This window comes from Proteus penneri (genome assembly GCF_022369495.1).
In the GTDB taxonomy this organism is placed as follows: Bacteria; Pseudomonadota; Gammaproteobacteria; order Enterobacterales; family Enterobacteriaceae; genus Proteus; species Proteus penneri.
Genome location: NZ_CP059690.1, coordinates 422036 through 434770, shown reverse-complemented (window position 1 = coordinate 434770; position 12735 = coordinate 422036). Strand labels below are relative to the sequence as shown.

The 12735-nt window shown below is 37.5% G+C and carries 9 protein-coding genes; 3 read left to right on the top strand and 6 right to left on the bottom strand.

What is annotated here, in order from left to right:
- Window positions 1-3: 3 nt before the first annotated feature.
- Both gloB and mltD read left to right on the top strand, forming a co-directional pair.
- A complete protein-coding gene (gloB, locus tag H1225_RS01845; RefSeq protein ID WP_109399233.1) occupies window positions 4-759 on the top strand; it encodes a hydroxyacylglutathione hydrolase in 756 nt (251 codons plus the stop codon).
- Between the two features lie 75 nt (window positions 760-834).
- The gene (gene mltD, locus H1225_RS01840; protein WP_109399234.1) at window positions 835-2169 is read left to right on the top strand and encodes a murein transglycosylase D; all 1335 of its coding nucleotides are present in this window, start codon (window positions 835-837) and stop codon (window positions 2167-2169) included.
- Between the two features lie 234 nt (window positions 2170-2403).
- Here the strand turns inward: mltD and H1225_RS01835 are convergent, their stop codons facing one another.
- From H1225_RS01835 to mazG, 4 genes are all read right to left on the bottom strand, one after another.
- Complete coding sequence (locus tag H1225_RS01835; protein ID WP_004247295.1) at window positions 2404-3786, bottom strand: SLC13 family permease; 1383 nt, start codon at window positions 3784-3786, stop codon at window positions 2404-2406.
- A gap of 321 nt (window positions 3787-4107) precedes the next feature.
- Window positions 4108-5409: a phosphopyruvate hydratase gene (eno, locus tag H1225_RS01830; RefSeq protein ID WP_036911952.1), complete on the bottom strand. Its 1302-nt coding sequence runs from the start codon at window positions 5407-5409 to the stop codon at window positions 4108-4110.
- A gap of 62 nt (window positions 5410-5471) precedes the next feature.
- On the bottom strand, window positions 5472-7109 hold the full coding sequence (gene pyrG / locus H1225_RS01825) for a glutamine hydrolyzing CTP synthase (protein WP_072063587.1): 1638 nt from the start codon (window positions 7107-7109) through the stop codon (window positions 5472-5474).
- Between the two features lie 510 nt (window positions 7110-7619).
- Window positions 7620-8417 carry a nucleoside triphosphate pyrophosphohydrolase gene (gene mazG / locus H1225_RS01820; RefSeq protein ID WP_239739402.1) on the bottom strand — a complete coding sequence of 266 codons (798 nt, stop codon included), beginning with the start codon at window positions 8415-8417 and terminating at the stop codon, window positions 7620-7622.
- Window positions 8418-8660: 243 nt separating this feature from the next.
- Between mazG and H1225_RS01815 the strand changes: the two genes are divergently transcribed.
- A complete protein-coding gene (locus H1225_RS01815; protein ID WP_237584691.1) occupies window positions 8661-9935 on the top strand; it encodes a colicin-like pore-forming protein in 1275 nt (424 codons plus the stop codon).
- A gap of 17 nt (window positions 9936-9952) precedes the next feature.
- Here H1225_RS01815 and H1225_RS01810 read toward each other — a convergent pair whose 3' ends face one another.
- Window positions 9953-10297: a colicin E1 family microcin immunity protein gene (locus H1225_RS01810; RefSeq protein ID WP_115065125.1), complete on the bottom strand. Its 345-nt coding sequence runs from the start codon at window positions 10295-10297 to the stop codon at window positions 9953-9955.
- A 149-nt stretch (window positions 10298-10446) separates the two neighbouring features.
- Window positions 10447-12684 (bottom strand): GTP diphosphokinase, encoded by a 2238-nt coding sequence (gene relA / locus H1225_RS01805; RefSeq protein ID WP_006534939.1) that lies wholly within the window; start codon window positions 12682-12684, stop codon window positions 10447-10449.
- Window positions 12685-12735: the final 51 nt, after the last annotated feature.

Below are 12735 nucleotides of genomic sequence, written 5' to 3'. Positions count from 1 at the left end.
TATATGGAGCTTATCAGAATTCCTGCTTTATCCGATAACTACATTTGGCTATTAAGTAATGAAAATAGTGAATGTGTGATTGTGGATCCGTCACAAGCCAAGCCTGTTATTGAAATGCTTTCACAACGCTCGCTAACACCTATCGCGATTTTATTAACCCACCATCATGATGATCATGTTGGTGGCGTTACTGAACTTGTAAAAAAATATCCTAACATTGACGTTTTTGGCCCACAAGAAACACAAAGTAAAGGGGCTGAAAATATTATTCATAATCAAGAGCGCATCATTGTTGGCACTTTCACTTTTAATGTGATTGGCACACCAGGCCATACATTAGGTCATGTTGCGTATTATTGTGAACCCTATTTATTTTGTGGCGATACACTTTTTTCTGGTGGTTGTGGTCGTTTATTCGAAGGTACCGCACAACAAATGTTTAGTTCATTACAAAGATTGAGCGCTTTACCTGATGACACATTAATTTGTTGTGCTCATGAATACACCCTATCAAATATGACCTTTGCACATCATATCATGCCAGAAAATGCACTTATTACCGATTATTTAGCCCAAGTTAGTGAAATGCGTAAAAATTTGCAACCTACTGTGCCAATAACACTGAAAAACGAAAAGAATATTAATCTTTTTTTGAAATCTGACGATATTGATTTGCAAAGGATTTTAGGTATAACCACTAATACATATGCTCCAATTAAGACATTTACAAAATTAAGAGAATTAAAAGACAACTTTTGATTTCTATTGATTGTTTTATTTTGGCACACTAAGTATCATTTGGTTCAAAAAACACACAGGATGAATTTTTATATTATGAAGACAAAAGCGATTTTGTTCTCCATATTGCTATTGGCGGGCTGCCAGCAATCTGAGAATATTAAACCTAATTTGTCTGCGATCACACCAACATCAACGAAAGGGACTTCAACTTCTCAACAACCTCAATATGATGTCAAAACCAATTTATGGGGTTATGTGATAAGTGAATTAAAAATGGATCTCCCTGAAAATGAAAGGATCTCGCAGCAAGAATTATATTTTTTAAATAATCCCAAACATATACAAAGCGTTGCTTCTCGTGCTGAACCTTATATGTATTCGATTATTGATGAAATTGAAAAACGTGAATTACCGATGGAACTAGCTTTAGTTCCTGTGGTTGAAAGTGCGTTTAATCCCCATGTTACCTCTTCTGCAAATGCTGCTGGTTTATGGCAATTTGTTCCAATAACTGGTAATTACTATGGTTTAGCACAAAACCAATGGTATGACGGTCGTCGTGATGTCATGGCATCAACCAAAGCCGCACTTGATTTACTTGAACGCTTGTATGTAATGTTTGATAGTGATTGGGCACTTGCCCTTGCTGCTTATAACGCTGGTGAAGGCCGTGTTATGCAAGCAATAAAGGCAAATGAAAGTAAAAACCTACCCACAGACTATTGGTCACTCTCTTTACCTAAAGAAACAATGAATTATGTACCTAAAATTCTCGCTTTAAGTAAAGTTATCCGTGAAAACGAAGAAAACATTACTTTTCCTAAAAGTAACTATCGTGATAAAGCATTAGCTTCCATTGATGTCGGTGAACAAATCACATTAAATAAAGTTGCTGAATTAAGTCAGCTACCTATTAATACTGTGAAAGATTATAACCCAGGCTATAAACGTGGCATAACCGCACCTAATGGCCCTCATGTGATTATGTTGCCTCGCAATAAGCTTGATCAATTCCGTAACGCTTTTGAAGATGAAGCGGTATTAGAGACTATTCGTTTAGCTGTCGCCAAAACAAATCAGTCTATTAAGCAAGAAGGTGTTTATAAAGTTCGCTCTGGGGATTCATTTTACGCTATTGCTCGTCGCTACAATATGAGCATAAAAGACTTACAACGTATTAATGGATTAAATGCAAAAAGCACCCTATTAGTAGGACAAACATTAAAAATTCATAATGCGGGCAGTGCCAGTAATACTACGGTAACAAAACCGACAAAACCGTCTCCGAGTTATTACAAAGTTCGACAGGGAGATTCTTATTACAGCATCGCTCGTCGTCACGGTATTAACCTTAAATTATTAATGAGTTGGAACTCAGACATTAAAATGTTAAAACCGGGTACACAACTTACACTTTACACAAAATAATTAAGTTATTTTCTATTTTAAATAGCCATCAATGTTATGACATTTTTAGTCTTAATATTGATGGTTTTTTATAGCCCATAAAAGTCATCTCACCTCTCCTTTTTCTAGAGCAATCCCTATAATAACTAGGATGCCAATCCAAATAACAGATAAGAACAAGGCAATAAAAAAGCGCCCGATATCACTATCAAGCGCTCTATTTTTATCTCATCAAGATTAATTTAACGTATTCACTTATAACCAGAAGAACCAAGCAAACAGAGAGATAACTAAGATACACACTAAGTTCAGCACACCACCGACACGTACCATCTCAGTTTGTTTAATATAACCAGAACCAAAGACAATCGCATTTGGTGGGGTTGCAACAGGTAACATAAACGCACAAGATGCACCAATACCAATAATCATTGTCAACGCCATTACTGGCATACCTAACGCTTGTGCAACGGTTGCAAAGATAGGTACTAATAACGCAGCACTTGCTGTATTGCTGGTGAACTCTGTTAATACGATGATAAAGGTCGTTACTGCAAGGATGATCACAAACCAATGGCTATTACCAAAGGTATCTTTCATAAAGTCAGCCATAACCAAGCTTGCACCAGATGATTGTAAAATTGCGCTCAGTGTTAAACCACCACCAAACAGCATTAATACACCCCACTCAGTGTTCTCTTGAATTTGGCTCCAACTTGCTACACCTGTTACACCGATTACAATTGCTGCACTAACCGCAATAACTGTATCTAAATCTTTTACACCACCAAAAGCACTGCTGATGAAAGAGCTAAAGATCCAGCAAAATACGGTAACTAAGAAGATAATCATGGTGATAACACGTTTGTTATTCCACTCTAACACTTCTAATTTCAGATCAAACTTATGTTTCAAGTTAGGACGCAGCATTAGGTACATTACAATAAACATGATAGGCAATAATACCAACATGATTGGAACACCATACTTCATCCACGTAATGAAATCTAAGTTCAGTTGAGCCGCAGCAATCGCATTCGGAGGGCTACCAACTAACGTACCTAAACCACCAATACTGGCACTATAAGCAACACCTAGTAATACGAAGACGAAAGTATTACGTTCTGAACGAATATCTAAGTTAGATAAAATACCTAATACTAAAGGCAGCATCATCGCAGCTGTTGCTGTGTTACTGATCCACATTGAAAGTAATGCAGTAACACCAAATAACAGCAATACAGCGATTGACAGTTTACCTTTTGCAATCATCAGCAAGCGGTTAGCAATTAAGCGATCAAGCCCTTGAATATGAAGTGCTGTCGCTAATGCAAAGCCACCGAAGAATAAGAAAATGATAGGATTTGCAAATGATTTTAATGACTCATTGGTATTCATTAGCCCAAGCACAACGGCTAAAATAGGTATAAATAATGCTGTTATCGTCACGTGAATAGCTTCTGTCAGCCATAACACACCCACAAACACCATTAATGCTAAACCTGCATTGGCCTTCGGATCATAAGGTAAAAATTCTAGCAAAAGTAGTAATAACACCACATCAATAGCCAGAATAATTAACCCTCGTTTGTTTATCGGACTAGACTTCGCCGATGGGGCTAAATTGGATGCGTCCATGATAATACTCCACATTAGCTGATATGAACATTGGATTCACTAAGCTTAAATTGTTAACGAAATAGGTTATATGTGAAATATAAAAACATTTCTCGTCCTTGAAAATGCGCAAAACTAATAATTGGGATCTCATCCACGAGAATTAACCAATTTATTAATAAAAGAGTAATAATTGAACACTATTTCCTCTTACACATCACACTTTTTTCAAAACGGTTAAAAATAAATATGCTATTTTTTCGGTAAAAAAATAAAAAAAAGAGGAGAACTCAATGTTCTCCCCTTTCAGATTAATAAATTTTTTTAATCAAAGGTGCCAGATTATGCTTGGCCTTTAACTTCTTTAAGACCGTTGAAAGGTGCTTTGTTACCTAATGCTTCTTCGATACGGATCAGTTGGTTATATTTAGCAACACGGTCAGAACGGCTCATAGAACCTGTTTTGATTTGACCTGCTGCTGTACCAACTGCTAAGTCAGCGATAGTTGCATCTTCAGTTTCACCAGAACGGTGAGAGATAACAGCAGTGTAGCCTGCATCTTTCGCCATTTTGATTGCAGCTAAAGTTTCTGTCAGTGAACCGATTTGGTTGAATTTGATCAGAATTGAGTTAGCAATACCTTTGTCGATACCTTCTTTCAGGATCTTAGTGTTAGTTACAAATAGGTCGTCACCAACCAATTGGATTTTGTCACCAAGAACTTTAGTTTGGTATGCAAAACCATCCCAATCAGATTCGTTTAAACCATCTTCGATAGAAACGATTGGGTATTGTTTAGTCAGTTCTTCTAAGTAATGAGTAAACTCTTGTGAAGTGAAGGTTTTGCCTTCGCCTTTCAGTTCGTAGTTACCTGTTTCATTGTTGTAGAACTCAGAAGCTGCACAGTCCATAGCCAGAGTAACGTCTTTACCTAAAACGTAACCTGCTTTTTCAACTGCTTCTTTGATAGCAGCCAATGCAGCAGCATTAGATTCTAAATTTGGTGCATAGCCACCTTCGTCACCTACTGCAGTGTTCATGCCTTTTGCTTTTAACACTTTTGCTAAGTGATGGAAGATTTCTGAACCCATACGCACTGCTTCTTTCAGAGTTGGTGCGCCAACTGGTTGGATCATGAATTCTTGGATATCAACGTTGTTATCTGCGTGCTCACCACCGTTGATGATGTTCATCATTGGCAGAGGCATAGAATATTGACCGTGAGTACCGTTCAGATCAGAAATGTGCTCATACAAAGGCATACCTTTTGCAGCTGCAGCCGCTTTTGCGTTTGCTAAAGAAACCGCTAGGATTGCGTTTGCACCAAAGTTTGATTTGTTTTCAGTACCATCTAAATCGATCATGATTTTATCGATGTTAGCTTGGTCTTTTGCATCTTGGCCAAGGATCGCTTTAGCGATTGGACCATTAACAGCAGCAACCGCTTTCAGAACACCTTTACCTAAGAAACGTGATTTATCGCCATCACGTAATTCTAAAGCTTCGCGAGAACCTGTTGATGCGCCTGATGGAGCCGCAGCCATACCAACAAAACCACCTTCTAAGTGAACTTCTGCTTCAACTGTTGGGTTGCCACGAGAATCAATAATTTCACGACCAAGTACTTTAACGATTTTGGACATTCGGTTTTCCTCTGTACAAGTTAAATTTCCGAGAAGAGATATTCTATCTCTTCTCATATATCCTATTTCAGCAGGCCTTTTTGGTTATCAAAGGCTGCTTTCACAAAGCCTGCAAATAACGGATGGCCGTCACGCGGCGTTGAGGTAAACTCTGGGTGGAACTGACAAGCAACAAACCAAGGATGGTTTGGATTTTCAATGATTTCCACCAGTTTGTTATCTACTGAACGACCTGCAATACGTAAACCCGCATCTTCGATACGTTTTAATAGTAGATTATTTACTTCATAACGGTGACGATGGCGTTCTGTAATGGTGTTTTTGCCATACAGTGTACGAACTAAGCTATCTCCACTTAAATGGCAAGGCTGAGCACCAAGTCGCATCGTACCACCTAAATCACTCTCTTCTGAACGCACTTCGACATTACCGTCTTCATCGCGCCATTCAGTAATTAACGCAATAACTGGATATTTGCAATCTGGTGCAAATTCAGTGGAGTTTGCGCCTTCCATTCCAGCAACATTACGTGCAAACTCAATCATAGCAACCTGCATACCTAAGCAAATGCCTAAGTAAGGGATTTTATTTTCACGTGCATATTGAGCAGCCATAATTTTGCCCTCGACACCACGTTCACCAAAACCACCTGGTACTAAGATTGCGTCTAACCCTTTAAGCATTTCTACGCCACGAGTTTCAACGTCTTGTGAATCAATTAGTTTGATATTTACAGCTACACGGCTTTTGAAACCACCATGTTTTAATGCTTCAATCACTGATTTATAGGCATCTGGTAATTCAACATATTTACCAACCATACCAATGGTCACTTCGCCTTCAGGATTAGCTTCTTCGTAAATAACTTGTTCCCACTCTGCAAGGTTTGCGACTGGGCAATCTAAGCTGAATCGTTTACAGATATAATCATCTAATCCCTGAGATTTCAATAGTGCAGGGATTTTATAAATGGAATCGACGTCTTTTAATGAAATAACCGCTTTCTCTGGTACATTACAGAACAGCGCAATCTTCGCACGTTCATTAGCAGGGATAACGCGGTCTGAACGGCAAATCAACGCATCAGGCTGGATACCGATCGACAGTAATTCTTTTACAGAATGCTGAGTTGGTTTAGTTTTCACTTCACCAGAAGCGGCTAAATAAGGCACCAATGTTAAATGTAGATAGAATGTGTGCTCGCGGCCCACTTCTGCTGCCATTTGGCGAATCGCTTCTAAGAATGGTAAGGATTCGATATCACCAACTGTCCCGCCAACTTCAACTAAAACGACATCATGACCTTCACCGCCACGGATGATGCGTTCTTTGATTTCATTAGTGATATGAGGAATAACTTGAATTGTAGCCCCAAGATAGTCACCACGACGCTCTTTGCGTAGTACTTCCGAGTATACACGACCTGTCGTGAAGTTATTACGACGAGTCATTTTCGTGCGAATAAAGCGCTCATAGTGTCCTAAGTCGAGATCAGTTTCAGCACCATCGTCAGTAACGAAGACTTCCCCGTGCTGAATTGGGCTCATAGTACCTGGATCGACGTTGATATACGGATCCAACTTCATCATGGTGACATTGAGTCCACGGGCTTCGAGTATAGCCGCCAGAGAGGCTGCGGCAATGCCTTTACCCAGAGAGGATACGACCCCGCCGGTCACAAAAATATAATTCGTTTTCATGCTGAACCTGAAAGTTTAGGTGTATTAGGATGATGGATATAACTGGACGGGAACACAGTATACCCGAACCTTATTTTCGCTACAAACATTCTTAGTAGTATAAAGTTCTTTTTCATCACGCCACTTATCCGTTTAAACACGAAAAAACAGTAAAAATTCAATTAACTAAACCCGTGAAAATATTTCACAAGCATTTTAGCTTAATCCTTTCAGCTAAGCTATCACTTTTAGAGAAGAGATGCTTTATTTTTTCACAATATTAAGTGTAGCAGGTTTATAGCGAGATCTTTTGCTTATGATCATACGTTTAATTTTTTTGAGATTAATCACACTTCTAATGTAATAGAATGCAAATGCAAAATTTTAAATCACCCAAAAACAAAAAAACGAAATTACATTTTATAATTTTGATTTTTAAATATTTTTATAAAAATAGCTGAAAAAACGAGATGTTACAGACTATTTTTATCGCACTTTATGTCACGTTGGTGTTAATTTGCGTGTCACAATTCACTCAACCGGTTGTCCTTTTGCTTTCTGCCAACAGATCTCCATCTCTTCCAATGAGGCATTTTCTATGCCAGTGCCTTTTTCTGAGAGCATTTTTTCAACAAAACGAAAGCGCTGTTCAAATTTTCGGCATGCTCGATTTAATGCTTGCTCGGGTTTTTGTTTTAAATGACGTGATAAATTCACCACAGAAAACAATAAATCACCTAACTCATCTTCAATTCGAGAGGCATCTTGAGGCTCTTTTTTCACCTCAGCTATCACTTCATCAATTTCTTCATAAACTTTACCCAAGACAGGCTCTAGTTCATTCCAATCGAACCCCACTGAAGCACAACGCTTTTGAATTTTTTCTGCTTTCATTAAGGCTGGTAAAGTAGCGGGAATATCATCTAATAATGAAAATTGTGCTTTTGCCTCACGCTCTTGAGCTTTAAGTTTTTCCCAACGATGTTTTTCTGTTGATAAATTGTTTTCGCTTTCAGAAGCAAAAATATGAGGGTGACGGCGTTCTAGCTTATTACTAATAGCTTCACAAACATCATTAAAATCAAATAACTTTTTCTCTTGCGCCATGCGTGAATAAAACACAACTTGATAAAGCAAATCGCCCAGCTCTTCTTTTAAATCAGCAAAATCTTTGCGTGTAATGGCATCTAATACTTCATAGGTTTCTTCTAATGTATAAGGTGCGATAGTGTCAAAAGTCTGCACTTTATCCCATTCGCACCCTATTTCAGGATCACGTAGCTGTACCATAATTTCTAATAAACGAAAGATTTCACGATTTTCTGACATCATATTGCCTTTTAAATAAGAGTGAGTTTATCCTGTTTAATACATTTTTAGATAAAAAAATGCCGAGAACAGTTTTCTCGGCATCTTATCATTTCAAGCTCAAGATCTTAAAAATAACTTTTTTGAAAGAATAATGACATTTTAAATTGAACTATAAATTTGTTATTTACAAATATACTCCTCGCTATAAATCCACTTTTCAACATCATATAAATACGTCATTTTTATCAAAGGATTAATAAAATGGGTGAAAATATAATTCAATTTAGTTCATTAACTGTAACGCCACATAGTGCTTATATTCCTGAGTATGCTTTTAATAATGGTTTTTCTTTTAATCAAGCTACAAATATTATTTGTAATAATTTTATGCAGGATAAAAACCAAGAATGCCCTGTTTGCGGAAAGAAAAATTGTCCAGCGTTTAAAAATGAATGTAAATCTTACTTAAAACAGAAAACCGAGTTAGCATTAAAAAAAGCATTAATAATGCGACCTTATGGCCGTGCTTTAATGCATAGATCAAACGAGTTTAATAAAAGCTCTCCATTACTATTATTAAATATGGAAGAAAATAACATTCCATTAAATAATGAAAATATAGGTCGTATATTTGAAGCAGATCTGAATCTAAGTAGAATGTTTTACCAAAAAATGAACTATATAAATGGTTTTCTCTTTGATATTCATTTTAGTCCTCATCCAGACCCTATGTTACAAAATATAGGTGAAAAATTTGGGGAATATTCCCGCTGGTTACCCTCAGTTCGATTAGCCTTACATGCCTTATATGCGGATAAAGGTGCAGACAATATAAATAATTTCCCTGAGATGCAAAAATATATCAGAGAACAAGATTTTAAATCCGCATGCCAAGATTTCCATAATAATATGACGTTTACATATCGCAATTTCCAAATTGCTGATATTTTAGCTCAACAAGCCAATAAAAAAGAAAAAATAGATAATGATTTTAATCAGTTACATGATTCAATAAAGTTTACGGCTGATTTTTATAAGGAAGTGTTTAATGCTTATGGTGATAAAGCAAGGAAATTAGCAGAGTCTTTAGCACAACAAGCCAGAGGAAAAGCCATCCGTAACGTTGATGATGCGCTAAAAGCTTACGAAAAATACAAAGCAGATATCAATAGAAGAATTAATGCCAAAGATCGTAAAGCTATTGCAACTGCATTGGAATCGATCAAACTCGATGATATAGCTCAAAAATTAAAAAAATTTAGTAAAGGTATGACCTATACTGGTTACGCTATTAACTTTTCAGATTGGGCTACCGAATTACATAAAGCAATACAAACCGATGACTGGCGTCCTTTTTTTGTCAAAACAGAAACGCTTATAGTAGGAATGGCAGCTACATCTGTAGCTGGATTTACATTTAGTGTGCTTCTAGGTGGTCCTATAGGTATATTAGGCTATGGATTAATCATGGCTGGTGTTGGTGCATTAATAAATGATGATTTAGTTGAAAAAGCCAACCAGTTCTTGGGAATTTAACTTTATATAATGAAAGGTTACTTATTTAATAAGCAACCTTTCATTAACAAAACCATAACGTAAATAATTGTAATTGGAATAGTCAATAAAAAAACGACTCCATGATATACCGCTACCCCTCCCATTTTTCCTGGTGTATCCATAAATAACCCCTTATTCCAAAACTCTCTTGTAGTAAACTTAAGAAAGAAACTCTCAACTGCCCATTTAGATACGGAAAAGAATATAGTTCCATAAATATTAATAATTAAATAAATAGTCTTATACCTAAATTCATCATTCCAAAATAGATATAAAAAACATAAACCAATAAACCATCCCCAACACATATTATTAATATAATATTGTTTAGTTATCTTCATATTTATCTGCTAGATCCCTTTTATTTAAAACCATATTTACTTTAAATAAACCATAGCAATTTAATCACTAACTAAATATACAGTTTTTCTGATTTTTAGATAAAAAAATGCCGAGAACAATTGTCTCGGCATCTTATCATTTTAATGTTTTAGTGAGAAAAGCGTTTCGCCTCTATCACATCAGGCAGTTGATTAAGTTTTGCCAAAATACGACTTAATACTTGGAGATTATAAATCTCAATATTCATATCGATTGTCGCAATTTGTTGCTTCACATCACTGCGGCTACTCACACCAAGTACATTCACTTTCTCATTGGCTAGAATAGTGGTGATATCGCGTAATAACCCACTACGATCATTCGCGACAACACGTACTACCAATGAATAACCGCTGGAATAATTCTCTCCCCATACTGCATCAACAATACGCTCTGGCGCATGAGAAAGTAATTCAGCAAGTTGTTCACAATCTGCTCGGTGAATCGAAATACCTCGACCTTTAGTAATAAAACCAACAATATTATCACCCGGAATAGGCTGGCAACAGCGCGCAATATGATGCATTAAATTACCAACACCCTCAACGACAATACTACTCCCTGAGCCAGTGGTTCTTGGTGCTGGCGTTTTGCTTTCGAGTGTCCGCAGTGCCTCTTTATCTTCATCTTCTGCAGTGGCTTTATTTAATTTACTTTGAATAAAGTTCACTAATTGATTAATTCGGATATCACCGACACCAATCCCAGCTAATACTTCATCAACACTATGCACGTTATAACGTGCAATCAGCAGTTTTTCTGCTTCTTTCATGTTGATATCCATATGCGCCAATTCGTTATCTAAAATCTGACGCCCTGCAAGAATATTTTTATCGCGATCTTGCTTACGGAACCAATTGTGAATTTTCGCACGTCCACGACTTGTCGTGACATAACCTAAATTAGGATTTAACCAATCACGACTCGGATTAGGATGTTTTTGCGTGATGATTTCAATTTGATCGCCCATCTGTAGCTGATAGCTAAAGGGCACAATGCGCCCGCCAATTTTCGCTCCAATGCAGCGGTGCCCCACATCACTATGAATATGATACGCAAAATCAAGCGGTGTTGAGCCAGCAGGTAAATCAACCACATCACCTTTTGGTGTAAAGACATACACTCGATCATCAAAAACCTGACTACGGACTTCATCCAACATTTCGCCAGAATCCGCCATCTCTTCTTGCCACGCAATCAGTTTACGTAGCCATGCAATACGGTTTTCATAACTTCCTGTACCGCCTTTCGTCGCAGCACCTGTAGCACCTTCTTTATATTTCCAGTGCGCAGCCACACCCAACTCTGCATCTTCATGCATTTGGCGAGTACGAATTTGGATTTCAACTGTTTTACCTTCAGGCCCTAATACAACAGTATGAATAGATTGATAACCATTAGGCTTTGGATTTGCCACATAATCATCAAATTCATCAGGTAAATGGCGGAAATGCGTATGCACAATTCCCAATGCGGCATAACAGTCTTGAAGACGTTCAACGACTATACGAACAGCCCTCACATCGAATAATTCATCAAATGCGAGGTTCTTTTTCTTCATTTTACGCCAAATACTGTAGATATGTTTGGGACGCCCATAGATATCTACATCAACATTCTCTTCTTTCATATAACCACGTACTGTACTGACAAAATTATCAATATACTGTTCGCGATCGATACGGCGCTCATGAAGCAAGCTTGCTATTTTTTTGTATTCATCAGGATGAAGATAGCGGAAACAAAAATCTTCTAATTCCCATTTTAATTGACCAATACCCAATCGGTTGGCTAACGGCGCATAAATATTAAAACACTCTTTAGCGGCCAGTACGCGCTCATCTTCTGTGGCATCTTTTACTTCGCGTAAATGGGCTATACGCTCTGATAGTTTAATGACTACACAACGGAAATCTTCTACCATAGATAACAACATACGACGTACGTTATCTACCTGAATGGAGCTTGTTTCATTGGTATGTGTCGCTTTTAATTGGCGTATGGCGTCCATCTCCATAACACCACGCACTAAACTCCAAATAGCATCACCAAAGTGTTCAGTGACAATTTCCTGACCAATAAGATTTTCTTCAGCAAGAGGGAAAAGAAGCGCTGCCCTCATGCTGTCTTTATCCATGCTGAGTGTCGAAAGAAGCTCAACCATTTCAACACCACGCCACAATAGCCGTTCAGCATCTTCACGCCCTTGAACAGTACGATGGCAGTATTCCCAGGTTTGCATGATTTCACTACCCGCATTGGTATGAGTTAAGTTCAAGCTGTTAACCCATTTATCAACAGCAAACTCTCCCGCAGGTGTTAAGTGAGCACTTCTTACTGCAACCATATTCTCTCCCTACACGGTATAAATCTTATTTGCGACTTATTTACTGGCTAA

Coding starts and splice junctions, on each gene's coding strand:
- H1225_RS01835 (WP_004247295.1), bottom strand. CDS start 3,786: ATGGACGCATCCAATTTAGCCCCATCGGCGAAGTCTAGTCCGATAAAC.
- pyrG (WP_072063587.1), bottom strand. CDS start 7,109: ATGAAAACGAATTATATTTTTGTGACCGGCGGGGTCGTATCCTCTCTG.
- mltD (WP_109399234.1), top strand. CDS start 835: ATGAAGACAAAAGCGATTTTGTTCTCCATATTGCTATTGGCGGGCTGC.
- mazG (WP_239739402.1), bottom strand. CDS start 8,417: ATGTCAGAAAATCGTGAAATCTTTCGTTTATTAGAAATTATGGTACAG.
- eno (WP_036911952.1), bottom strand. CDS start 5,409: ATGTCCAAAATCGTTAAAGTACTTGGTCGTGAAATTATTGATTCTCGT.
- H1225_RS01815 (WP_237584691.1), top strand. CDS start 8,661: ATGGGTGAAAATATAATTCAATTTAGTTCATTAACTGTAACGCCACAT.
- H1225_RS01810 (WP_115065125.1), bottom strand. CDS start 10,297: ATGAAGATAACTAAACAATATTATATTAATAATATGTGTTGGGGATGG.
- gloB (WP_109399233.1), top strand. CDS start 4: ATGGAGCTTATCAGAATTCCTGCTTTATCCGATAACTACATTTGGCTA.
- relA (WP_006534939.1), bottom strand. CDS start 12,684: ATGGTTGCAGTAAGAAGTGCTCACTTAACACCTGCGGGAGAGTTTGCT.